Genomic DNA, 24,569 nt, shown 5'->3' on the forward strand with positions numbered 1-24,569 from the left:
CGCAGTGTTTGCAAGGTATTGCAGAATTTTTCGGCAAGGGCTAGCGTGCGGGCGAATCAGCGACCATAGGAAGGCCGTCGATGACACCCCCGCTGCCGCGCAAGGCGCTGCTCGCTCTGGTCTCCACCCTCACCCTCGCTCTCGTCGGCGTCCCGGTCGCCGTCCGGCAACTCGGCGCCGACGCCACCGACCGGCCGTCCACCATCGACGCCCTCGCCGCGGCCGGTGCCGCCCAGTGGGACGCCGAACCCGCCGCCGACGCGCTGCTCGCCGCCGGCACCGTTAAGGGACGTAACGAACAGTTCTACTTCGTCCTACCGGACCGGTTCGCCAACGGCGACCGACGCAACGACACCGGCGGCCTCACCGGGGACCGGCTGCGTACCGGCCTCGACCCGACCGACAAGGGCTTCTACCACGGCGGCGACCTCAAGGGCGTCATCGACAAGCTCGACTACATCCAGGGGCTCGGCACCACCGCCATCTGGCTCGCACCGGTGTTCAGGAACCGGCCCGTGCAGGGTAGCGGCGCGGACGTCTCCGCCGGCTACCACGGCTACTGGATCACCGACTTCACCCAGGTCGACCCGCACTTCGGCACCAACGAGGAGATGCGGCGGCTGGTGAAGCTGGCCCACCAGCGCGGCATCAGGGTCTACCTCGACGTCATCGTCAACCACACCGCCGACGTCATCAAATACGCCGAGGACCGGTACGCCTACGTCGACAAGAAGACCGCGCCGTACACCGACGCGCAGGGACGCGAGTTCGAGGACCGCAACTACGCCGACGGCACCCGGGCCTTCCCGACGGTGGACCGGGACTCCGGGGCGTACACGCCGACCTTCGCCACCGCAGCCGACGCGAAGGTCAAGGTGCCGGCCTGGCTGAACGACCCGACGATGTACCACAACCGGGGCGACTCCACCTTCTCCGGTGAGAACAGCGAGTACGGCGACTTCTACGGCCTCGACGACCTGTGGACCGAGCGGCCCGAGGTGGTCAAGGGCCTGACCAAGGCGTACGGCGACTGGATCGCCAGCACCGACGTCGACGGATTCCGGCTGGACACCGTCAAGCACGTCAACCTCGACTTCTGGCCGCAGTTCAGCCAGGGCATCAAGCGCGCCGCCGACAAGGCGGGGAAGAAGGACTTCTTCATGTTCGGCGAGGTCTACAGCGCCGACCAGGAGGTCACCTCCACCTACGTACGGCGCGGCGGGCTGCCGGCCACCCTGGACTTCTCCTTCCAGGAGGCGGCGCGCGGTTATGTCGCCGCCGACGGACCGGCGAAGGCGCTGGCCGACGTCTACGCCAGGGACCCGCTGTACGCCGCCCGGGACACCGACGCCCGTCGGCTGACCACGTTCCTCGGCAACCACGACATGGGTCGGATCGGCTCGTTCATCGCCGCCGCCGGGGGTGACGACGCCCGCCAGCTCGACCGGGACCGGCTCGCCCACCAGTTGATGTTCCTCACCCGGGGGCAGCCGGTCGTCTACTCCGGCGACGAACAGGGCTTCACCGGGCCGGGCGGGGACAAGGACGCCCGGCAGGACATGTTCGCCACCCGCACGGCGGACTACCTCGACGACGACCTGATCGGCACCACCCGCACCCACGCCAGCGACCGGTACGACACCACCCACCCGCTCTACCGCACCATCGCCGAGCTGGGCCGGCTGCGGGCCGCGCACCCCGCGCTGCGCGACGGCGTGCAGGTCACCCGGTACGCCGCCGACGGGCCCGGAGTCTTCGCCTTCTCCCGGATCTCCCCGGCCGACCGCACCGAGTACCTCGCCGCGGTCAACAACGCCGGCACCCCGCAGACTGTCACCGTGCAGACCTGGTCCCCCGGCACCACGTTCACCGGCATCTACGGCGGCACGGCCACCCCGACCGCCGGGGCCGACGGAAAGCTGAGCCTGACCGTGCCCGCCGGGTCGGCCGTGGTGCTCCGGGCCGGCCGGCCCGTGCCGCAGGCCACCGCGAAGCCGGCCGTCACCCTGACCGAGCCGGGCACCGACCCGGTCGCCACCCGGGCCGCCGTCACCGCGCAGGTGACCGGTGACCCGCTGGCCACCGTCACCGTCGCCGCCCGGGTCGCGGGTGGGAAGTGGACGCTGCTGGGCAGCGCGCACACCGCGCCGTACACCGTGCACCACGACCTGACCGGGCTCGCCGGCGGCACCCGGGTGGAGTACAAGGCGGTCGTGCGCGACGGGAAGGGACGCACCACCGCCACCCGGTCGACCGGCGTGGTCGGCACCCCGGCGCAGGGCGCGTCCCGGGACTGGCTGGTGGTGCACTACCAGCGCCCCGCCGGGGACTACGCCGACTGGGGGCTGTACGCCTGGGGTGACATCGATCCGGCGTACGTCACGCAGTGGCCGGCCGGGCAGCCGTTCGCCGGGGAGGACCCGTACGGCCGGTTCGCCTGGGTGAAACTCAAGCCCGGGGCGAAGTCCGTCGGGTTCCTCGTGGTCGACAAGGCGGGCACCAAGGACGTCGCCGACGACCGCACCGTCGACGTGACGGCCACCGGTGAGGTCTGGGTCAAGCAGGGCGACCCGGCGCTCTATCCCACCCGGCAGGCCGCCACCGGCGAACCCGACCCGCCCGTCGACCCGAACACGGCGATCATCCACTGGCGCAAGGCCGACAACGACTACGCCGGCTGGGGCCTGCACCTGTGGGACGGGGCGGCCACCCCGACCGACTGGGCCAGCCCGCTCCTGCCCGAGAAGGTCGACTCGTTCGGCGCGCTGTTCCGGGTGCCGCTGGCGGCCGGCGCGACCGGGTTGAACTACATCATCCACCGGGGCGACACCAAGGACCAGCCCGACGACCAGCGACTCGACCTGACCGGGGTCGGCCACGAGGTCTGGCTGCTGGGCGGGGTGCCCGGCCGGCTGCTCCCCGCCTCTTCCGCAGGCCCCGCGAAGGACGTGGACATCACGAAACAGCAGGCGCAGTGGATCGACCGGTCCACCCTCACCTGGGCCGTCGGCCCGACCGACGGCAGGGCGTACGCCCTGGTGGCGGCACCGGCGGGCGGGCTGAGCGTGGTCGACGGCGAGCTGTCCGGGACGTACACCCCGCTGCCGTTGCGGGCGCAGCGCAACGGGCTCACCGAGGCCCAGCGGGCGGCCTTCCCGCACCTGTGGGCCCACCAGGCGTTCCGTCTCGACCGGGCCGACCTGGCGAAGGTGCCGGCGGCGCTGCGCGGGCAGCTCGTGGTCACCGAGCGGGACGCCCGGGGGGCGCTGCTACGCGCGACCGGGGTGCAGATCCCCGGGGTGCTCGACGACGTCTACCGGGCCGCCACCGACGCGACGCTCGGGGTCAGCTTCGCCGGTAAGGTGCCCACCCTCGCGGTCTGGGCGCCCACCGCCCGCACGGTCACCCTCGAACTGTCCGACACGCCGTCGGCGCAGCCGCGCACGGTGGCGATGCGCCGCGACGACCGCACCGGCGTCTGGTCGGTGCGCGGCAGCCGCGACTGGACCGGCCGGTACTACCGCTACCGGGTGCAGGCCTGGCAGCCGGCCGCCCAGAAGATCGTCACCGCCTCGGTCACCGACCCCTACTCGGTGGCGCTCGCGGCGGACTCCACGCACAGCCAGATCGTCGACCTGACCGATCCGGCGCTCGCCCCGCCCGGCTGGTCCGGGTTGCGCAAACCGGCCGCGCCGCCCGCGTCGCGGGCGCAGATCTCCGAGCTGTCGGTACGCGACTTCTCCATCGCCGACACCACCGTGCCGGCCGACCGGCGGGGCACCTACCTGGCCTTCACCGGCCCGGACACGGCCGGCATGAAACACCTGAAGGCGCTCGGCGACGCCGGGGTCAACTACCTGCACCTGCTGCCGGTGTTCGACTTCGCCACCATCCCCGAGAAGCGGGCCGACCAGCGGCAGCCCGACTGCGACCTGGCCGCGCTGCCGCCGGACTCCGACCGGCAGCAGGCGTGCGTCGCGGCGGTCGCCGACATCGACGGCTACAACTGGGGGTACGACCCGCTGCACTACACCGTCCCCGAGGGCGGCTACGCCGTCGACCCGGACGGCGCGAAGCGGACCGCCGAGTTCCGCCGGATGGTCGCCGGGATCAACGGCGCCGGCCTGCGGGTGGTCATGGACGTGGTCTACAACCACACCTCCGCCGCCGGCACCGACGCGAAGTCGGTGCTGGACCAGGTGGTGCCCGGCTACTACCACCGGCTGCTCGACGACGGCACCGTCGCCAACTCGACCTGCTGCGCCAACACCGCCCCCGAGCACGCCATGATGGGCAAGCTGGTGGTCGACTCGCTGGTCACCTGGGCGAAGCAGTACAAGGTGGACGGATTCCGGTTCGACCTGATGGGCCACCACCCGAAGGCGAACATCCTGGCCGTCCGGGCCGCGCTGGACAAGCTGACCCTCGCCCGCGACGGCGTCGACGGGAAGAAGATCCTGCTCTACGGCGAGGGCTGGAACTTCGGCGAGGTCGCCGACGACGCCCGGTTCGTGCAGGCCACCCAGGCCAACATGGCCGGCACCGGCATCGGCACCTTCAACGACCGGCTCCGCGACGCGGTACGCGGCGGCGGCCCGTTCGACGCCAACCCGCGCGTGCAGGGCTTCGCCTCCGGCCTGTACACCGACCCCAACGGCGACGACGTCAACGGCACCGCCGCCGAGCAGAAGGCCCGGCTGCTGCGCCAGCAGGACCTGATCAAGGTGGGGTTGACCGGCAACCTGCGCGACTACCGGTTCACCGACTCCGCCGGCCGGCAGGTCACCGGGGCACAGGTGGACTACAACGGCTCCCCGGCCGGCTACACCGCCGCCCCCGGCGAGGCGGTCACCTACGTCGACGCGCACGACAACGAGATCCTGTACGACGCGCTGGCGTACAAGCTGCCGACCGGCACCTCGGCGACGGACCGGGCCCGGATGCAGGTGCTGGCCCTGGCCACCACCGCCCTCGGGCAGGGCACCGGGTTCGTGGCGACCGGTTCGGAGCGGCTGCGCTCGAAGTCGCTGGACCGCAACTCCTACAACTCCGGTGACTGGTTCAACCAGATCCGCTGGGACTGCGCCCGGGGCAACGGGTTCGGCGCCGGGCTGCCCCCGGCCGCCGACAACCAGGACAAGTGGCCGTACGCCAGACCGCTGCTGGCCGACCCGGCCCTGGTGCCGGGCTGCGCCGCGGTCGACCTGGCCGACGCCCGCTACGCGGAGCTGCTGCGGATCCGGCGGTCCTCGCCGGTGTTCGGGCTGACCACCGCCGGGCAGGTGCAGCAGCGGGTCGCGTTCCCGCTGTCCGGGGCGAAGGAGACCCCGGGGGTGCTCACCATGACGCTTGACGCCCGGGGGCTCGGTGGCCGGTGGACGTCGGTGACCGTGGTCTTCAACGCCACCCCGGAGACGGCGGAGCAGACGGTGGCCGGGCTGCGGGGCACCGACACCACCCTGCACCCGGTGCTGGCCGGCTCGGCCGACCCGGTGCTGCGGACCGCGTCGTTCGACCGGGCGGCGGGCACCTTCACCGTGCCGGCGCGCAGCGTGGCGGTCTTCGTGCAACGCTGACGCGGACGACGACCGGCCCCCCTGCGCGTGCTGCGCAGGGGGGCCGGTGCGTGTCCTGCCCGGTGTGCCGCCGTCACCGGCCGCACGTCACCCGAGGGTGGCTCAGCCGAAGCAGTTCGGGATGGTGTCGCCCGGGATCGCCAGGCAGTTGGTCGGACGGTTCGCGACGATCGCGGACTTGTCGTCCACGTTCACCACGCCCTCGAAGGTGAACACACCGCCGGGGGCGAGGGTCGCGAAGTTGTTGGCGACCTTCGTCCGGCTGAGGTTGACCTCGCCGAAGATGTTGAAGATGCCGCCGCCGACGCCGATCGGACCGAGGGCCCGGTTGGCGACGACCTCGGACTCGCGCACCGTGGTGACGCTGTCCGCGTTGAACAGTCCGCCGCCGAAGAAGCCGGCGGTGTTCTCCTTCAGGTGGCTCTTCTCGATGGTGACCGCGCTGTCGAACGCGACGGCCACGCCACCGCCGACACCGGCGGTGCTGTTCTTGGCCACCGTCGAGTGGTGCACGTTGACCTGGGCGTCCGCCACCGCGAGGCCGCCACCGGCGAGCACCGCGGTGTTCGACAGCAGTTCGGTGTAGCGCACGGTGGTGTTGCCGCCGATGTCGAGCACGCCACCGCCGAAGCCGAGCGTCTCGTTGTCGGTGACCTTGGACTTCTCGATCAGGACGGTGCCGCCGTCGACGTCCTCGGTGAAGATCTCCGCGGCGCCGTTGGAGATGCCGCCGCCACCGACGATGGCGGTGTTGTCGGTGACCGTGGACTCGTCGACCTGGAGCAGGCCGGCGTTGAAGATGCCCCCGCCGAAGAAGAAGGCGGTGTTGTGGGCGACCTCGGTGTGCCGCAGCGACGTGGTGCCGAAGTTGGCCAGCCCGCCGCCGTTGCCGCCGGACTGGTTCAGCACGATTGAGGTGTCGAACAGGTTGGCGGTGCCGCCCGGCTGTACCAGGATTCCGGCGCCGTCGTTGACGCCCGGCTCCTCGACCAGCGTGGTGGCCTTCCCCGGCTTCGCCTTCGGTGCGGCCTTCACCGCAGCCTTGCGGGCGGCCTTCGGCGCGGCCTTCAGGCCGGCCTTCGGGTTCGCCTTGCGGGCGGCGAGCGCCTGGGCCAGCGGAGTGCCGGCCTTGACCTGGGCGGCGATCGCCTGGGAGTCCGAGTAGGCCCCCCACACCGCTGCCGGGGAGACCGGCTGCAACGCCTCGATGGTCTGCCCACCCTTGATGGTCAGGCCCTTGAGGTTCAGGTGACCGCCCGGACCCACGTTGAGGATCCGGAAGTAGTCGGCGGTGGCGTCCCGGGTGATCGTGGTGTGCTCACCCCGCAGGGTGATGTCCTGGGTGATCACCGGCAGGCCGTTGCCGTCCTGGTTGCGGGTCAGGTTGTAGGTGCAGCCCTTGGCCAGGTCCAGCACACCGCCGTCGCGGCTGTTGGCGAAGACGATGGCCTGGATGAGCCGGTCGGTGTCGCAGGGCACCTCCTTCCCACGTTCGTGGTCCCTGCCGCCGCGGTCGTCCTTGCCGCCACGGTCCGGGCCCTCGTCGCCGCGATCCTTGTCGCCGCGACCCTGGTCGCCGTCCTTGGTGACCTGCTGAGTGGTGTTCCACGTCAGTCCGCTCACCCCGACCGCCCCGGCGCTGCCGGCGACGCCCACCGCGGCGAGACTGACCACACCTGTCAACCCGGCGACGCCACTGGCGAGCCAGAGCTTGCGACGGCTCCTGCTCCCCGTCGCCCGCGCGGAGGCTTCGTTGTTCGTTAGGTAGTTGGACATCGGAGCTCTCTGCCCTCTCCTCGTACCAGACAGGGTCGCCGCGCCTGAGCGGACGTCCCCTGCTACAAATCGGTTGTAGCTCCCGAAACCCACGGTATGAGAAGGTTCCTCGCTATGAGGTCAAAAACGAAGAAAGCCCGCTTTGGGGACGCGGCCCCTCGGTCAGGTGCTTTCCCGGACGGCCGGGCGTCGCATGCCACCGCCACCCACCACCGCAGGATCGTGCTGAAAGCACGAAGTAGTGGCCTCCGTAGTTCCGGAGGCCACTACTTCGTGGTTCGAGCGTGATCGTGAAAGGGTTCGCCCGACGGGACGACGCGGGGCGACCTGGAGGTGATCAGCTCGTGATCATGTGCGCGCGGGTGACTCTCGACTACTGGTAGCACGCGATGATCGTGGGCCGCTCACGCAGGCGTCGGCGCGCACCCGCCGTCGTGGCCGGCCCGGCGGCCGCAGCGACCGGCCGGGTTTGGGCGGAGGTCGGGGCCGTCGAGTGGGGTGTCGCACCAGATCCGGGTACGCGCGAACTGCCGGTCCTCCGCGGAGAGCGTCGTCTCGCCGACGTCGCGGAGCTGCTGGCCGGCGGCGGTGACCCGGGCCGGGAGCTGCCGGATCCGGTCGGCCGCCGTACTCCACCGGGCTGCCCACGCTGTCCAGGTGTTTTGTTACCCACCACAACTCCATGATCGGCGAGGCAGCGCTGGCGGGCGAACAGCCGTCCCAGCTGACGCAACGGTGTTGTCCACGATGTAGTCGGCCCCGCCGCCGGTGCGCGTCACCCGATCGGGGAACGCCTCCGGCGACGGGGCCGTCGCGGTGGGTGCGGAAGATCAGCCGGGCAGGCGGGGACCCGCCGCACGCTGCTCGGCCAGCCAGGTCTCCACCTCGTCGGAGCGGCGGGGCAGACCCGCCGACAGGTTCACCGAGCCGGTCGCGGTGACCAGGATGTCGTCCTCGATCCGCACGCCGATGCCGCGCAGTTCCTCGGGGACCAGCTCGTCCTCCGGCTGGAAGTACAGCCCCGGCTCGACGGTGAGCACGTACCCCTCACCCAGCGCACCGTCGCGGTACTTCTCCTTGCGGGCATTCGAGCAGTCGTGCACGTCGATGCCGAGCATGTGGCTGGTGCCGTGCAGGGTCCACCGCCGGTAGACCGTGGAGGCCGGGTCCATCGCCTCGTCGACGCTCACCGGGAGCAGACCGAGATCCTTCAACGCCTCGGCGAGCACCCGCATCGAGGTCAGATGCACGTCCCGGAACGCGACCCCCGGGCGGATCGCGTCGATACCGGCCTGCTGGGCGGCGTACACCGCGTCGTAGACCTGGCGTTGCAGCGGGGTGAACCGGCCGTCGACCGGCAGCACCCGGGTCACGTCGGCGGTGTAGAGGTTGCGGTTCTCCACGCCCATGTCCATCAGCAGCAGCTCACCCGGGCGGGTCGTGCCGTGGTTGTGCACCCAGTGCAGGATCGTCGCGTGTTCGCCCGCGCCGACGATCGAGCCGTAGCCGACGTCGTTGCCGTCGTGCCGGGCCCGCAGCGCGAAGATCCCCTCCAACAGCCGCTCGGAGACACCCCGGTCGGCCGGCAGCGCGCGGGCCACGTCCTCGAAGCCGCGTACGGTGGCGTCGACCGCCTCCTGGAGCTGGGCGACCTCCCACTCGTCCTTGACCAACTTCAGCTCGGCGATCGCGATCGCCAGCTCCCGGTCCCGGCCCGGCTGCCCCTCCTCGCGGGGGCCGTCCCACGGGCGCACCGCCGCGTCGACCCGCTGGTCGAAGCCGCGCAGCACCCGGGTCCGCCCCGGTGCCATCCGGGCCAGCGCCCCGTCCAGCGCGGACAGGTCCTCGGTGGCCAGGCCCAGCTCGGTGGACTTCTCGGCCAGGGTGTGCCGGCGGCCCACCCACAGCTCGCCGTGCCGGCTGCGGAAGAACTCGTCGGTCTCCCGCGAGGACCGGGGGCGCATGAACAGCGTCGCGTCGTGCCCCGAACCGTTGGGCCGCAGCACCAGGACGCTGTCCGGTTCGTGGTCGCCGGTCAGGTAGGCGAAGTCGCTGCCCGGCCGGAACGGGTGGTCGGTGTCGTTGGCGCGTACCTTCTCGGTGCCGGTGGGGATGACCAGCGTCTCACCCGGGAAGGCCGCGGACAGGGCCTCCCGCCGCTTGGCGTGGTGCGGGACCTCCGGCCGGGGACCGACCGGCAGGCTGGTGTCCCGCCAGCCCTGCCGCATGAAGGACAGGAACGCCTCCGGAAAGTCCGGATCGTGCGATTCGGTGCCGTCCGCCGGCTTGCCGTCCGTCCGTTCCTCGGCCATGTCGGCTCCCTTCGCCTCGTCGCTCGTCCAGACGGTACTCCGGCTGCGCCGGGACGGGGTGCCTGCGGTCCCGCACCCGACGCCCCGCCCGGCGCGACGCCGTACGCCCGGCGCTAGGGTCCCGGGCCGGGGCGCCGCGGATCGTGCCGTGGGGAGGGGGACAGAGCCTGCGGTGCCGCGCGGGCGGGTTGCGCCGCGTGGAAAGATGTCGGCCATGTGCGGACTCCTGGCCTTCTTCAGCGCGAACGGCAACGCCGCCGCCCACCGCGACAACATCGCGGGGGCGTTGGAATGCCTGCACCACCGCGGACCGGACGAGACAGGGGTCGAGGTGGTCGGCGACGCCACCGGCCACTACGCGGACGGGGTGTTCGCCCACAAGCGGCTGGCCATCATCGACGTGGCGTCCAGTCACGAGCCGCTGCCCTACGCCAATGGTCGCTACCTGCTGACCTTCAACGGCGAGATCTACAACTACATCGAGCTGCGTGAGGAGTTGGCCCGCAGCTTCGGTGCCCAGTTCGCCACCGCCGGGGACGGCGAGGTGATCGTCGCCGGTTACCACTACTGGGGCGAGCAGGTGCTCACCCGGCTGCGCGGCATGTTCGCCTTCGTCATCTGGGACCGGCAGGAGCGCCGGGCGTTCGGCGCGCGGGACTACTTCGGCATCAAGCCGCTGCACTACCTGGAGACCGCCGACGGGCTCTACCTCGCCTCCGAGAAGAAGGCGCTGCTGCCCTTCGCGCACTCCTACTACCAGGGTGACGCCGGCATCGACACCGCCAACCTCAGCCACTACCTGACCCTCCAGTACGTCCCCGAGCCCGGCACCCTGCACCAGGGGATCAGCCGGATCGGCTCCGGGGAGTACCTCACCTGGTCGCCGGGGGGCCGGCTGGACGTACGGCGCTGGTACCGGCCGGTGTTCCGGCCCGCCCCGGTCGCCGACGAGCAGCGGCTCTACCACGAGATCCGGGAGACGCTGCGGGAGAGCGTCCGGATGCACATGCGCTCCGACGTGCCGGTCGGCTCGTTCCTGTCCAGCGGCATCGACTCCACGGCCGTGGTGGCCCTGGCCCGCGAGTTCAACCCCAACATCCTCACCTTCACCGTGGGCTACGACGTGCCCGGCTACTCCGAGATCGACGTGGCCCAGGACTCGGCCCGGCACCTCGACGTGACCACCATCGCCACCAAGATCGGTCCGCAGGACATGATCGAGGCGCTGCCCAAGATCGTCTGGCACCTGGACGACCCGGTGGCCGACCCGGCGCTGGTCCCGCTGTACTTCGTGGCCAAGAAGGCCGCCGAGCACGTCACGGTGGTGCTCTCCGGCGAGGGCGCCGACGAGTTCTTCGGCGGCTACACCATCTACCGCGAGCCGCTCTCCCTGGGCACCGTCAACGGCCTGCCCGGCGGGGTGCAGAAGGGCCTGCGGGCGGTCTCGAAGGCCATTCCGCAGGGGGTCAAGGGCAAGAGCTTCCTGGAGCGCGGCACCACCCCGATCGAGCAGCGCTACTACGGCAACGCCCGGATGTTCACCGAGGAGGAGAAGCGGCACCTGCTGCGCCGCTACGACCCCTCGGTGCGCTACACCGACGTCACCGCCCCGATCTACGCCGAGTGCACCGAACTCGACGACGTCACCAAGATGCAGTACGTCGACCTGTACACCTGGCTGCGCGGCGACATCCTGGTCAAGGCGGACCGGATCTCCATGTCGCACTCCCTGGAGGTCCGGGTGCCGTTCCTGGACCGGATGGTCTTCGACGTGGCGTCCACCATCCCGGTCGACCTGAAGCTGCCGCCCCGCTCCGACGCCACCAAGTACGCCATGCGCCAGGCGTTGCAGGGCGTCGTGCCGCCGGCCATCGTCAACCGCAGGAAGCTGGGCTTTCCCACCCCGACCCGGGTCTGGCTGCGCGGCGAGATGTACGAGTGGGCCCGGCACGTGCTGGCCACCTCCGCCGCCGGCGACCTGATCGACCTGTCGTACGCGATGCGGCTGCTGGAGGAGCACAAGCGCGAGGAGGCGGACAACTCCCGCAAGGTGTGGACGGTGCTGATCTTCTGCATCTGGCACGCCATCTTCGTGGCCAAGACCCTCGACCCGGGCATCCAGCGCAACCAGTCGGCGCTGCTCACCAAGCCGGTGGTCGGCAGCATGGTCCGCTGACCCGCTCCCGGTCCCGTCGGCACCGTCGCGACGGCACACCGGGCCCGGACGGACCGGAGGCCCCCACCCGACGGGTGGGGGCCTCCGGTGTGTGCGTTCAGCGTCGGGTCACCGGCCGGAGCAGGTGACCGTCGGCAGCCCGTTGGTGCCGGTGCTGCTCGCCGTGAAGCCGAACGTGGTCGTCCGCTCCGGTGCGATCGAGCCGTTGTACGCGGCGTTGGTGACGGTCACCGTCGACCCGCTGGTGCTCAGCGTGCCGTTCCAGACCTGCGAGATCACCTGACCGTTGGGCCAGGTCCAGCTCGCCGTCCAGCCTCCGTAGGTGCGGGTGCTGTGGTTCATGATGGTGACCTCGCCCTGGAACCCACCGTTCCAGGCGCTGACCACCTTGTAGACCGCCATGCAGTCGCTGTTGCCCGGCGGCGGGGTCGTGGTCGGCGGCGGCGTGGTGGGCGGCGGAGTGGTCGGCGGGGGCGTGGTGGGCGGGGGCGTGGTCGGGGGCGGGGTGGTGGGCGGCGGCGTGGTCGGGTTGTTGCCGCTGCCGACCCCGGTCACCTGACCGTTGCCACCGTCGAAGGTGACGTCCGAGCAGCCGAAGAAGTTCTCCTGGCTGTCCGAGCGCACCCAGCGGGAGTAGATGATGTGCCGGCCGGACTTGCCCGACGGCAGGTTCCCGCTGAAGTAGTAGTGCCCGTCGTTGGTGCCCGACGCGCCCCGCTGGGGCGGGTTGGTCACCGTGAGGAACGGCTCCTCCAGGTCACTCCAGGCCAGCGGCCGGGTCGGGCTCCAGCTGTCCTTCGTCACGTAGAAGTAGAAGGTGCCCGGGTGGTGCGCCCAGTTGCTGTACTTGAAGTCCAGCCGCGCGCCGGCCGTCAGGTGGGTCAGCGGCCAGTCGGTGCGGGCCAGGTCGTACCCGGCGAAACCGGTGTTGCCGCCGCTGCACAGCTTGCCGTCGGGGATGAAGCCGACGGTGCGGCCCCCGGCGTCCGAGCGGAGCACACTGAACCAGTTGTAGAGGGAGTTGGTGCCGCTCTGGGCGACGGCGGCGGAGCAGGCCGGGTTGTTCGGCCTGATCTCGCCGGTGGTGGTCAGGCCGTCCTGCCAGCACAGGTAGGTCCGGCTGCCCGGCACGATCGGCGTGCCGTGGGCGGCAGCCGGTTCGGCCTGCACCGTCAGGGCCACGGCCCCGAAGGCGAGGGTGGCGGCCGCGGTGAACAACGCGGCCGTACGGGAACGGAGCACGAGCTTCTCCTGATCCGCGGGGTGGCGCGAGCGCCCGCCCCGCACAAGGGTGGGGATGCGTCGGTCGCGGCTCTGGCCGGCGGCCCGACAGGGGCCGACGGGCGCGTGCCGTCGGCGGTCCGTGCCCACGGACCGGTGCCTCTCGCGTCAGACCCCAGCTGATCGCCGAGCGGGTGCGGCAGCCCTCCGCGCCGGCCCGGCACTCCAATACCATCACGCCCGGACGAACCACGCAATAGTCGTTGCTCGATGGGTGGGATCTGGTTGCCCGGCCGGCCCCGATCGGCGTGGACCGTTGTGCCAGCCTGGTAGCCGGAAGACGACGCGCTGGGAGGCGACGTGGGGTACGCGGTGGTGCTCGGTGAGGCGCTGATCGACCTGTTGGACACCGAGTCCGATGGGCAGCCGGTGTTCCGGCAGGCGATCGGGGGTGGCCCGCTCAACGTAGCCGTCGGCGTGGCCCGGCTCGGCGGCACCGCCGAGTTCGTCGGCTCCCTCGGTGACGACGTGCTCGCCGGCCGGATCCGCGCCTTCCTGGCCGACGCCGGGGTCGGGCTGACCGGCGCGGTCACCGTGCCGGCACCCACCACGCTGGCGGTCACCACCCACACCGGGGCCGAGCCGGACTTCCGCTTCTACGGCGAGCCGCCGTCGTACGGCCTGCTCACCGCCGACGACCTGGACGTGGCGCTGGTCGAGGGCGCGGACGTGCTCTACTGCGGTTCGATCGTGCTGCTCAGTCCACCGACGCTCGCCGCCGCCCGGCGGGCCTGGTCACTCGCGCCCGGCCTGCGGGTCTTCGACCCCAACGTCCGGCCCCGGCTGCTGTCCGGCCCGGCGGAACTGGCCGGCCTGCGCCAGGTGGTGGTGGAGTTCGCCGCCTCGGCGCACCTGGTGAAGCTCAGCAGCGCCGACGCGGCCCTGCTGTGGCCCGGCGAGCCGGTCGAGGGGGTCGCCGCGTACCTGCGGGAGCTGGGCGCGGGCACGGTGGTGGTGACCCTCGGCGCGGACGGCGCGCTGGTCGCCGCCGGCCCCGACCCGGTCCGGGTGCCCGCCCCGACGGTGCACGCGGTGGACGCCACCGGTGCGGGCGACTCGGTGATGGCCGCGCTCGTCGCCGAACTCCTGGCCGACGGCGAGCCGGGCACCCCGGCCGACTGGCAGGGGCGGGTGGCGTTCGCGCTGCGGGTCGCCGGCCTGGTCTGCGAGTCACCCGGCGGCGCGGTCGCCATGCCCACCCGGGACGCGGTCCGCCGCCGCTTCGCCGACTGAGCGTCACCCGGTCACCGGGCCGCCCGGCCGTGCGCGGCAGGGTGCCAGCCCGCCTGCGACGGCCGGCGGCTCAGGGCGTGCCGTCGAGTTCCCGGTAGCCCCGGCGGGCGGCGACGAGACCGGGACGCGCGCCGAACGGGGAGTCGGCGGCCACCCGCTCCGGCGGGGCCCCACCGGTGTGCGCGGCCCGGATCAGCCAGGCCAGCTCGACCAACCGGGCGTGCTGGGCGCGGACGAACCCCACGTCCACCGGCGTGCCGTGGCCCGGCACCACCACCGTGTCGGGCGTGGTCATCCGCAGCAGGTCGGCCACCGCGTCCGGCCACTGCAACGGGTACGACTCCTCGAAGGCCGGCGGCCCGGACTGCTCCACCAGATCCCCGGCGACCAGCACATCGGCGTCCGGCACGTGCACCACCAGATCCGCGTCGGTGTGCCCGTGCCCCGGGTGCCGCAGCACCACCCGCCGGCCACCGACGTCCAGCACCGTCTCGGTGTGCACGGTGTGCGTCGGGGCCAGCAGAGGCGTTTCGGCCAGCTCGGCGGCCAGCTCCGGCTGGGCCGCCCGCATCTCCTCGTACGCCGCCCGGCGCAGCCCGTCCGGCCGGTCGCGCAGGGCGGCGGCGGCCACCTCGTGGGCGTACACCGGGCGGGGCGGGTCGGCGGCGAGCGTCGCGTTGCCGAAGCAGTGGTCGAAGTGGTGGTGGGTGTTGACCAGCGTCCACGGGTACGGGGTGACCGCCCGCGCCGCGTCGGCCAGCGCGGCGGCCTGCCCGGCGGTGGACAGGGTGTCCACCAGCAGTGCCGCGCCGTCACCGACCACCAGCGTGACGTTGACGTCGAGCAGCGGCTCGCGCAGCACGTGGACCCCGTCGGCGACCGCCGTGAACCGGAACGTCACGACGCCCGCACCGCCCGTGCCACGAAGCGCTGCCGGTCGACGAGCGCCCGTTCCACCCGGCCCGAGGCCACGGTGGTGTCACCGTCGGTCACCGTCACCGCGAACAGCAGCCGCCGGCCGTCGGCCTCGACCAGCCGGGCGTGCGCCACCACCGTCCGCCCGACGGGGGTGGCGGCCAGGTGCGCAAGCTCCACCCGGACCCCGACCGTGGTGCTCCCGGCGGGCATCCCGGGGGCCGTCGCGGCCACCGTGGCCGCCTCGGCGAGGGCGAGCGCCCGGGGGGTGGCCAGCACCGGCACGTCACCGGAGCCGACGGCCGCCGCGGTGTCGGCCTCGGTGACGGTCAGCTCGACCCGGGCGGTCAACCCCGGCGGGAACGCAGCGTCCGGTTGTTCCTGCATCCGCTCAGCCTAGTGGGGGACCACCGGGGCCGACCGGACGACGGGCCGGCCGGGACACCCGCCCGTCGGCGTACCGGTGGTCGGCGGTGGTCGATGCGTCGCCCACCGTTAACCTTGACCGCGATGGCCGTTGTGACTGAGCCCCCGCCCCCCGTCCCGACCGACACCACCGACGCGTCCGTCGGTGGGCGACGGCGGGTGACAGCGATGTCCGTCTGGGCCGTCGCCTTCGTCGTGACCTGGCTGGCCATCGGCCTGCCGACCGACCCGGCGTACGCCTTCCTGTGGATCTGGGCGGGCACCGTCGCCTGGAACTGGGGCCGGCCGTGGCGCACTCACCTGCGCTTCGCCCGGGACTGGATCCCGGTGGTGCTGCTGCTGGCCGTCTACAACCTGTCCCGGGGCTTCGCCGACAACGGCCGCACCCCGCACGCCTACGAGTTGATCGTCGCCGACCGGGTGATGTTCGGCTGGGCCACCGGGGGCGAGGTGCCGACGGTCTGGCTCCAGCAGCACCTCTACCGGCCCGACGTGCGCTGGTGGGACGTGCTGGTGAGCTGGGTCTACTTCTCCCACTTCGTGGTGACGCTGGCCGCCGCCGCCGTGCTCTGGCTGCGCAGCCGCGGGCGCTGGGCGGCGTACATGCGGCGCTGGGGTTTCCTGTGCGCGGCGGGCCTGGTCACCTACTTCGTCTACCCCGCCGCGCCGCCGTGGTGGGCGGCGCAGAACGGCCTGCTGAGCGAGGTCGCCCGGATCTCCACCCGGGGGTGGAAGGAGTTCGGCATGCACGGCGCGGGCAACCTGCTCAACGCCGGGCAGATCGCCTCCAACCCGGTCGCCGCGATGCCGTCGCTGCACACCGCCTGGGCGCTGTTCGTGGTGCTGTTCTTCCTGCGCTCGACCCGTCGCCGCTGGTGGCCGCTGCTGCTGGCCTATCCGCTGGCGATGACCTTCACGCTGGTCTACAGCGGCGAGCACTACGTCATCGACGTCCTGGTCGGTTGGGCGTACGTGGGGATGACGTTCCTGGTCGTCGGGCTTGCCGAGCGGGCCTGGCGGGCCCGCCGCGCCCGGCGCGGTGCCCCCGACGACGATCCGCCGGCCGACGCCCCCACCCCGGTCGCCGTCACGCCGGAGGGCGGCGCCGGACGCTGATCAGCGGACCCGACGGGCGGCGTGCGCCCGCGCGGTCAGCTCAGCGGCGAGCGCCCACGCCTGCGCCAGGTCACGGTCGTGCGCGGCGGCCCCCGACCCGCCGGCCGTGTCGACGTGCACGGTGGCCAGCCGCAACCGACGCTGTGCCGGCCCCTGCACCACCCGCACGCTCTGCATCCGGGCGTACGGCACCAGCGTCAACTGCCGGGTCAGCAGGCCGCAGCGGACGGCGAAGACCCGCTCGTGCAGGCCCGCGCCGAGCACCCGGGCGCTGAGCGGGCGCAGCCAGCGGGCCCGGCCCGGCGGGGGCGTCAGCGGCAGCGCGGTCAGCGCCACCCCGGGCAGCACCTCGTCGACGATCGCCGCCCCGACGGTCAGGTCACCGACGGGCAGCAGCCGGTCGGGCCGGTTGCGGTCGTCGGCCTCGCCGCCGGAGTAGCCGGCGACCTCCAGCCGTAGCCGCAGCCACCCCTTCATCCGCCAGAGCAGCGGCCAGGTCACCCCGACGGTCTGCACCCGCTCCAGCGGCACGGTCTGCACCCGGGTCTCCAGCAGGCCGTTGTGGATGCGCAGCCGGTCGGCCTCGCGGGCCAGCCGGAAGTTCCAGTCGTCGAGGACCCGCCGGACCGGTTGCAGCAGCACGCCGGCCATCGCGGTCAGGGTGCTGGCCACCGCGATGAACGACCAGGAACCCTCGGAGAGGAACTGCGCCACCACGAAGGCCACCCCGACCGGCAGCAGGAACGCCTGCGGGGTGAGCAGTTGGCTGACCAGCAGGTCGGAGTTCGTCACCGCGTGCAGCGGCCGGGCGGCCGGCTCCCGGTCGACCGGCGCGGCGGCGTCCCCACCCGGCGGCACGACGTCTGTCGACCGCGGGCCGGGGTCGGTGGTCGCCCCGTCGGGCAGGCCGGCGGCCACGGCGAGCAGCCGTTGCCGCAGCCGGGCCGCGTCGGCGACCGACAGGTACGCCAGCGGCGCCTCGGTCTTGCCGCCGCCGACCACCTCCAGGCGCAGCTCGGCCAGGCCGGTGAGCTGCGCCAGCAGGGGGCGGACCACCTCCACGGCCTGCAACCGCTCCAGCGGGATCGCCCGGGTCCGCCGCCACAGCAGCCCCTCGTACACCCGCAGTTCCCGCCCGACGATGTGGTAGCCGGTGTTGTACCAGCTCACCACCGCCAGCACCGTCGCGCCCAGGGCGAGCACCGCCACCAGCACCGCGAACCAGCCGAAGCCGACCCGGGACAGCGTCGACCAGGAGAGCCCGGCGATGACCACGACCAGGGACTTCGCCCCCTGCAACACCGGGCTCAGCGGATGCAGCCGCTGTCGTGGCTCGGCACCGGCCGGCCCGTCCGTCCCCACCGTCGGGGCAGCCGGAGCCGTCGGGACGTCCGGAGCCGGGAGGTCGGGAGCCGCCGGGGCCTGCGGGGGCGTCGGGTGGGGTGCGCCGGGGCCGGGGGAACCGTCGGTCACAGCCCCTCCGCCCGGTCCTCACCGAGGGCGGTGAGCCGGTCGCGGAGCCGGGCCGCCTCCGCCGGTCGCAGGCCGGGCACCCGGGCGTCGGTGGCCGCGGCGGCGGTGTGCAGCTGCACGGTGGCGAGGTCGAAGGCGCGTTCCAGCGGGCCCGCGCTGACGTCGACGAACTGCATCCGCGAGTACGGCACGATGGACAACCGGCGGACCAGCAGGCCGTGTCGGACCAGCAGGTCGTCGGCGCGTTCGGCGTACCCCCAGGCGCGGACGGCGCGGACGATCGTCACCACCCGCCAGGCGCCGCCGAGCAGCACCACGGCGCAGCCGGCACCGAACAGCCAGTGCCCGGTGAACGCCCAGCCCAGCGCCAGCCCGACCAGCAGCACCGCCAGGCCCATCGCCAGGCGGAGCAGTTCGACCCAGATCAGGTCGGTCGAGATGGGCTGCCAGTGGACCGTGTCCGGCCAGGGTTCCAGGGCGCTCACCGGGGACTGGGGTGGCTCGGCAGCGTTCACGCTTCGAGGGTATGCGATCCGGGGAGCGCGGTGACCTCACGGAGGAAGCCGCGGGCGTCGAGGAAGTCGCCGAGGCTGCCCCGGTGGGCCGGGCAGGCGAGCCAGGTCTTGCGCCGCTGCGGGTCGTGCAACCGGGGATTGTTCCAGCGCAGTGCCCAGACGGCGGGCGCGCGGCAGCCCCGGGACGAACAGACGGGTGCCCCGCCTGCGGCGGTGGGATCGGTCACCAGGGGAGTGTAGGCGCGAGCCGGAGCCGGAGAACGCGCGCCGGGGCCGGATAAGAGATGAGCGCCGGGCGGCCACGGGGGGAGCCGCCCGGCGACGGGGTGAATCGTACACGTGGCAGACCCCTCTGTGTCCAGCCTCGTTCAGCGATTCGGTGATCCGGACGGCGTACCCGAAATCGGGTTCTCCCCACCTCGGCTCTCAGCCGGGCATGCGAGTCTTGTTACCGCACCACGCCACGACGACCGATCATGCTGTGGAGGACCGGTGGCCCAGCCGACCACGCCCGACGCCCCGACCCCGAACGGGACGGCCCCCGAGACACCCGCGACGGTGACCACCCCCGCCCAGGACGCCACCCTGCTGGAACGGGCCCTGTTCGAGATCAAACGGGTGATCGTCGGTCAGGACCGGATGGTGGAGCGGATGTTCGTGGCGCTCCTGGCCCGGGGGCACTGCCTGCTGGAGGGGGTGCCCGGGGTGGCGAAGACCCTCGCGGTGGAGACGATGGCCCGGGTGGTGGGTGGGCAGTTCGCCCGGGTGCAGTTCACCCCGGACCTGGTGCCGGCCGACATCATGGGCACCCGGATCTACCGGCAGTCGAGTGAGAAGTTCGACGTCGAGCTGGGCCCGGTCTTCGTGAACTTCCTGCTCGCCGACGAGATCAACCGGGCCCCGGCCAAGGTGCAGTCGGCGCTGCTGGAGGTGATGAGCGAGCGGCAGGTGTCGATCGGCGGCCAGAGCCACCGGGTACCCGACCCGTTCCTGGTGATGGCCACCCAGAACCCGATCGAGCAGGAGGGTGTCTATCCGCTGCCGGAGGCGCAGCGGGACCGTTTCCTGATGAAGATCGTCGTCGGGTATCCGACGGACGCCGAGGAGCGGGAGATCGTCTACCGGATGGGGGTCGCCGCGCCCGAGCCGGCGCAGGTGTTCGACACCGACGACCTGCTCGCCCTGCAACGCAAGGCCGACCAGGTATTCGTGCACAACGCCCTGGTCGACTACGCGGTACGGCTGGTGCTGGCCACCCGAAGCCCCGCCGAGCACGGCATGCCCGACGTTGCCCGGCTGATCCAGTACGGGGCCAGCCCGCGCGCCTCGCTCGGCCTGATCCGGGCCACCCGGGCGCTGGCCCTGCTGCGCGGCCGGGACTACGCGCTGCCTCAGGACGTCCAGGACATCGCACCGGACATCCTGCGGCACCGGTTGGTGCTCAGCTACGACGCGCTCGCCGACGACGTGCCCGCCGACCACGTGGTGCACCGGGTGATGTCGACCATCCCGCCGCCCTCGGTCGCACCCCGGCAGCAGGCGTCCGGGCCGCCGCCGGTCAGCGGCCCGCCGGCCGCCGGCTGGCCCGGGCAGCACCCGTGACCGCACCGGTACGCCCGGCCGACGCCGGTGGCCAGCGGACCGAGGCGGTGCTGTCCCGCCTGCAACTGCTGGTGACCCGCAAACTCGACGGGCTGCTCCAGGGCGACTACGCGGGGCTGCTGCCCGGTCCGGGCAGCGAGGCGGGGGAGTCGCGCGAGTACCGTCCCGGCGACGACGTACGCCGGATGGACTGGCCGGTGACCGCCCGCACCACCACCCCGCACGTGCGGCGTACGGTGGCCGACCGGGAGTTGGAGACCTGGCTGGCGGTGGACCTGTCGGCGAGCCTGGACTTCGGCACCGGCCGGTGGCTCAAGCGGGACGTGGTGGTCGCCGCGACGGCCGCGTTGACCCACCTGACGGTGCGCGGCGGTAACCGGATCGGCGCGGTGATCGGCACCGGTTCCCCGCCGCCGGCCGCGCCCGCCCGCCGGTGGCGCTCCGCCCCGCCCCCGGAGCCGACCGGCCCGGGGGTGCTGACCCGGGTGCCGGCCCGCTCCGGCCGGCGGGAGGCGCAGGCGCTGCTGCGCGCGGTGGCGCACACCCCGCCGCGCCCCGGGCGCGGTGACCTCGGCGCGCTGGTGGACCTGCTCAACCGGCCGCCGCGCCGCCGGGGCCTGGCGGTGGTGATCTCGGACTTCCTCGCGCCGCCCGCGCAGTGGGGCCGGCCGCTGCGTAAGCTGCGGGTCCGGCACGACGTGCTGGCCATCGAGGTGGTCGACCCGCGCGAGCTGGAGTTGCCCGACGTGGGGGTGCTGCCGGTGGTGGACCCGGAGACCGGGGAGCTGCACGAGGTGCAGACCGCCGATCCACGGCTGCGCCGCCGTTACGCCGAGGCGGCGGCCGCCCAGCGTGGCGCGATCGCCGCCGAGCTGCGGGCCGCCGGCGCCGGGCACCTGATGCTGCGTACCGACCGAGACTGGCTGCTGGACATGGTGCGATTCGTGGCCGCCCAGCGGCACGCCCGCACCCGGGGGACGACGCGATGATCCGTTTCATGCAACCGTGGTGGCTGCTGGCCCTGGTGCCGGTGCTGGCCCTGGCCGCGGCCTACGTCTGGCGGCAGCGCCACCGACGGGCGTACGCGATGCGGTTCACCAACGTGGACCTGCTGCGTACCCTCGCGCCGAAGGGGTTGGGGTGGCGGCGGCACGCGGCGGCGACCGCGCTGCTGCTGGCGATGGTGGCGCTGGCCACCGGGATGGCCCGCCCGGCGGTCGACACCCAGGAGCCGCTGGAGCGGGCCACCGTGATGCTCGCCATCGACGTGTCGTTGTCGATGCAGGCCGACGACGTGTCGCCGAACCGGTTGGAGGCGGCGCAGGAGGCGGCGAAGCAGTTCGTCGGCGAGCTGCCGGCCAGCTACAACCTGGGGCTGGTCTCCTTCGCCAAGGCGGCGAACGTGCTGGTGGCACCCACCAAGGACCGGGCCGCGGTGACGGCGGCGATCGACGGGCTGACGCTGGCCGAGGCGACCGCCACCGGCGAGGCGGTCTTCACCTGCCTGGAGGCGATCCGGTCGGTGCCGGCCGACGGCGCGGCCGGGATACCGCCGGCCCGGATCGTGCTGCTCTCCGACGGGTTCCGCACCTCGGGCCGGTCGGTGGAGGAGGCCGCGGCGGCGGCACAGGCGGCGAACGTGCCGGTGTCGACCATCGCGTTCGGCACCGACTCGGGGCAGGTCGACATCGGTGGTCAGTTGCAGCGGGTGCCGGTGGACCGGCTGGCGCTGGCCCAGCTCGCCGAGACCACCGAGGGCTTCTTCTACGAGGCAGCCTCGGTGGCCGAGCTGAAGCAGGTCTACCAGGACATGGGTTCGTCGATCGGGTTCCGCACCGAGCCCCGCGAGATCACCCAGTGGTACGCGGGGGTTGCGCTGCTGCTGGCGCTCTGCGCGGGCGGGCTGAGCCTGCTCTGGACGTCCCGGATGCTCTGAGGCCGGCCGGGACGTCCCGGGTGCGGTGGGCCGGGTGGCCCGGCGGCCGGTGGCGGTCTCAGTGACCGCCGCCGGCCAGGACGAACACGACGGCCACCCAGACGGCGGCGAGGGTGAAGCCCAACGGGGCGACGTAGCGGCTCATGAACGGCTCCGGTGGCGACTGGACGGTCCGCGGGGCGGGCGGGACCGCAGGGGTTGATCAGGGCGCGCACACGAAGTCGTGACCGGGCTGCTCCACCGGGGCGTCCCGGCGCGGGACGGCACCACCGACCGGTCTGTCGGCCGGGGCCGCAGGCGGGCGGTGACGGGGGAGCGGAAGCTGGGTCAGCTCGACCGACTGAGTCGTGGCTCAGCGGGGCTGACGGACGGCCCGGCCACGACTGGGAGGATCGCTATCTCGCACAGCGATCACCTCCTGCGGTCGGCGGGGCCAGAAACGCGAGTCGCATTCGGCTCGCGGACACCGATCATCGTACAACGGGGACACCCGCGACGCGTATTCGGCCGGCCCGGCCGCGGACGGTGGCCGCCCGCTGCCGGAGGGTGGTCACACCGCCGTCCCGGGCGGGACGTCCTGGTCGCCGCGCCGGGGCCGGTGGCGCACCGTTAGCGGTTACCTGCCGGTAACGCCTAGGCTCCGACCGGAATGATCAGCGGAACCGAAGGGGGACCCGTGGCCCGCACCGTGCTGGTGACCGGCGGCAACCGGGGAATCGGACTGGCCATCGCCCAGGCGTTCGCCAAGCAGGGCGACCGGGTCGCGGTCACGCACCGCAGCGGCGACGCGCCGGAGGGAGTGTTCGGCGTCCGGTGCGACGTCACCGACACCACCTCGGTCGACGCCGCGTTCACCGCCGTCGAGGCCGAACTGGGCCCGGTCGAGGTGCTGGTCGCCAACGCCGGCATCACCGACGACACGCTGCTGATGCGGATGACCGAGGAACAGTTCACCGGGGTGCTCGACACCAACCTCACCGGCGCGTTCCGCTGCGCCAAGCGGGCCTCGTCCAAGATGCTCCGGGCCAAGTTCGGTCGGATGATCTTCATCTCGTCGGTGATCGGGCTCTACGGCGGCGCCGGCCAGGTCAACTACGCGGCCAGCAAGGCCGGCCTGGTGGGGGTGGCCCGGTCGATCACCCGGGAGCTGGGCAGCCGCAACATCACCGCGAACGTGGTCGCCCCGGGCTTCATCGACACCGAGATGACCGCCGCGCTGCCCGAGGAGCGCCGCACCGAGTACCGCAAGGTCATCCCCGCCGGGCGGTTCGCCGCGCCGGACGAGGTCGCCGGGGTGGTCACCTGGCTCGCCTCGGACGCCGCCGGCTACATCTCCGGTGCCGTCATCCCGGTCGACGGCGGCCTCGGCATGGGTCACTGAGAACGTACGGAGGAAGCCAACACATGTCAGGACTGCTCGCCGGTAAGCGGCTGCTCGTCACCGGCGTCATCACCGACGCCTCGATCGCCTTCTCGGTGGCGAAGCTCGCCCAGGACAACGGCGCCCAGGTCGTGCTCACCGGCTACGGCCGGCTGTCACTGGTCGAGCGGATCGCCCGGCGGCTGCCCCAGCCGGCGCCGATCATCGAGCTGGACGTGACCAGCCCGGAGCAGCTCGCCGGCCTGGCCGACAAGGTGCGTGAGCACGTACCCGGCCTCGACGGGGTGGTCCACTCGATCGGCTTCGCCCCGCAGAGCTGCCTCGGCGGCGGCTTCCTCGACGCCTCCTGGGAGGACGTGGCGACCGCGCTGCACGTCTCCACGTACTCGTACAAGTCGCTGGCCATGGCGGCGCTGCCGCTGATGTCGCCGGGCGGCTCGGTGGTCGGGCTCACCTTCGACGCCACCAAGGCGTGGCCGGTCTACGACTGGATGGGGGTGGCCAAGGCCGGGCTGGAGTCCGCCTCCCGCTACCTCGCGCTGCACCTGGGCAAGCAGGGCATCCGCAGCAACCTGGTCGCCGCCGGGCCGCTGCGCACGATGGCCGCGAAGTCCATCCCCGGCTTCGAGCAGTTCGAGCAGGCGTGGACCGAGCGGGCCCCGCTCGGCTGGAGCCTCACCGACCAGGAGCCGGCCGCCCGTGCCTGCCTGGCCCTGATGTCGGACTGGTTCCCGGCCACCACCGGCGAGATCGTCCACGTCGACGGCGGTTACCACGCCCTGGGCGCCTGATCCGCGCGCGGGGGCCCCCGGCGCGGGGCCCCCGCGTAACCCGCACGACCAGGGGCCGTC

General features: G+C 72.8%; 17 protein-coding genes. 9 read left to right on the plus strand and 8 right to left on the minus strand.

The window, feature by feature from the left end; all coding sequences use genetic code 11:
• The first annotated feature begins 80 nt into the window (after positions 1-80).
• Complete coding sequence (gene pulA, locus ACN260_RS08865) at positions 81-5,576, plus strand: pullulanase-type alpha-1,6-glucosidase (RefSeq protein WP_422755489.1); 5,496 nt, start codon at positions 81-83, stop codon at positions 5,574-5,576.
• A gap of 102 nt (positions 5,577-5,678) precedes the next feature.
• On the opposite strand, the gene ACN260_RS08870 is transcribed toward pulA, so the two are convergent.
• Together ACN260_RS08870 and ACN260_RS08875 are read right to left on the minus strand one after the other, a co-directional pair.
• The gene (locus ACN260_RS08870; protein ID WP_422755490.1) at positions 5,679-7,352 is read right to left on the minus strand and encodes a hypothetical protein; all 1,674 of its coding nucleotides are present in this window, start codon (positions 7,350-7,352) and stop codon (positions 5,679-5,681) included.
• An 830-nt stretch (positions 7,353-8,182) separates the two neighbouring features.
• The gene (locus ACN260_RS08875) at positions 8,183-9,664 is read right to left on the minus strand and encodes an aminopeptidase P family protein (RefSeq protein ID WP_422755491.1); all 1,482 of its coding nucleotides are present in this window, start codon (positions 9,662-9,664) and stop codon (positions 8,183-8,185) included.
• Between the two features lie 214 nt (positions 9,665-9,878).
• On the opposite strand from ACN260_RS08875, the gene asnB reads away from it, so the two are divergent.
• Positions 9,879-11,840 carry an asparagine synthase (glutamine-hydrolyzing) gene (gene asnB, locus ACN260_RS08880; RefSeq protein WP_422755492.1) on the plus strand — a complete coding sequence of 654 codons (1,962 nt, stop codon included), beginning with the start codon at positions 9,879-9,881 and terminating at the stop codon, positions 11,838-11,840.
• 108 nt (positions 11,841-11,948) lie between these two features.
• Here asnB and ACN260_RS08885 read toward each other — a convergent pair whose 3' ends face one another.
• Entirely contained in the window at positions 11,949-13,082 is a 1,134-nt protein-coding gene (locus ACN260_RS08885; protein WP_422755493.1) for a lytic polysaccharide monooxygenase auxiliary activity family 9 protein, read from the minus strand.
• Between the two features lie 339 nt (positions 13,083-13,421).
• Between ACN260_RS08885 and ACN260_RS08890 the strand changes: the two genes are divergently transcribed.
• The gene (locus tag ACN260_RS08890; RefSeq protein WP_422755494.1) at positions 13,422-14,354 is read left to right on the plus strand and encodes a carbohydrate kinase family protein; all 933 of its coding nucleotides are present in this window, start codon (positions 13,422-13,424) and stop codon (positions 14,352-14,354) included.
• 70 nt (positions 14,355-14,424) lie between these two features.
• Here ACN260_RS08890 and ACN260_RS08895 read toward each other — a convergent pair whose 3' ends face one another.
• Together ACN260_RS08895 and ACN260_RS08900 are read right to left on the minus strand one after the other, a co-directional pair.
• Positions 14,425-15,255, minus strand: a complete 831-nt coding sequence (locus tag ACN260_RS08895) for an MBL fold metallo-hydrolase (protein ID WP_422755495.1) — start codon at positions 15,253-15,255, stop codon at positions 14,425-14,427.
• Complete coding sequence (locus tag ACN260_RS08900) at positions 15,252-15,656, minus strand: thioesterase family protein (protein WP_422755496.1); 405 nt, start codon at positions 15,654-15,656, stop codon at positions 15,252-15,254. Before ACN260_RS08900 ends, ACN260_RS08895 begins: the two co-directional genes overlap by 4 nt.
• Before the next feature lie 123 nt (positions 15,657-15,779).
• Here ACN260_RS08900 and ACN260_RS08905 point away from each other — a divergent pair, with 123 nt between their 5' ends.
• On the plus strand, positions 15,780-16,811 hold the full coding sequence (locus tag ACN260_RS08905) for a phosphatase PAP2 family protein (RefSeq protein ID WP_422755497.1): 1,032 nt from the start codon (positions 15,780-15,782) through the stop codon (positions 16,809-16,811).
• On the opposite strand, the gene ACN260_RS08910 is transcribed toward ACN260_RS08905, so the two are convergent.
• From ACN260_RS08910 to ACN260_RS08920, 3 genes are read right to left on the minus strand one after another with little or no spacing between them, the layout of a single operon-like run.
• Complete coding sequence (locus tag ACN260_RS08910; protein ID WP_422755498.1) at positions 16,812-18,284, minus strand: PH domain-containing protein; 1,473 nt, start codon at positions 18,282-18,284, stop codon at positions 16,812-16,814.
• Positions 18,281-18,799 (minus strand): PH domain-containing protein, encoded by a 519-nt coding sequence (locus tag ACN260_RS08915; RefSeq protein ID WP_307826231.1) that lies wholly within the window; start codon positions 18,797-18,799, stop codon positions 18,281-18,283. Before ACN260_RS08915 ends, ACN260_RS08910 begins: the two co-directional genes overlap by 4 nt.
• A complete protein-coding gene (locus ACN260_RS08920) occupies positions 18,796-19,026 on the minus strand; it encodes a hypothetical protein (RefSeq protein WP_422755499.1) in 231 nt (76 codons plus the stop codon). The genes ACN260_RS08915 and ACN260_RS08920 overlap by 4 nt, the downstream gene beginning before the upstream one ends.
• 265 nt (positions 19,027-19,291) lie before the next feature.
• Between ACN260_RS08920 and ACN260_RS08925 the strand changes: the two genes are divergently transcribed.
• The 5 genes from ACN260_RS08925 to fabI all read left to right on the plus strand — a co-directional run bounded on the left by ACN260_RS08925 (position 19,292) and on the right by fabI (position 24,509).
• Positions 19,292-20,401, plus strand: a complete 1,110-nt coding sequence (locus ACN260_RS08925; RefSeq protein WP_422755500.1) for an AAA family ATPase — start codon at positions 19,292-19,294, stop codon at positions 20,399-20,401.
• Entirely contained in the window at positions 20,380-21,390 is a 1,011-nt protein-coding gene (locus tag ACN260_RS08930; RefSeq protein ID WP_422756665.1) for a DUF58 domain-containing protein, read from the plus strand. Before ACN260_RS08925 ends, ACN260_RS08930 begins: the two co-directional genes overlap by 22 nt.
• A complete protein-coding gene (locus ACN260_RS08935; RefSeq protein WP_422755501.1) occupies positions 21,387-22,337 on the plus strand; it encodes a VWA domain-containing protein in 951 nt (316 codons plus the stop codon). The genes ACN260_RS08930 and ACN260_RS08935 overlap by 4 nt, the downstream gene beginning before the upstream one ends.
• A 676-nt stretch (positions 22,338-23,013) precedes the next feature.
• A complete protein-coding gene (gene fabG / locus ACN260_RS08940) occupies positions 23,014-23,718 on the plus strand; it encodes a 3-oxoacyl-ACP reductase FabG (protein ID WP_422755502.1) in 705 nt (234 codons plus the stop codon).
• A 23-nt stretch (positions 23,719-23,741) separates the two neighbouring features.
• Complete coding sequence (fabI, locus tag ACN260_RS08945; RefSeq protein WP_422755503.1) at positions 23,742-24,509, plus strand: enoyl-ACP reductase FabI; 768 nt, start codon at positions 23,742-23,744, stop codon at positions 24,507-24,509.
• The last annotated feature ends 60 nt before the right edge of the window (positions 24,510-24,569 follow it).

This window comes from Micromonospora sp. WMMD708, assembly GCF_049315245.1.
GTDB classification, from domain to species: domain Bacteria; phylum Actinomycetota; class Actinomycetes; order Mycobacteriales; family Micromonosporaceae; genus Micromonospora; species Micromonospora wenchangensis.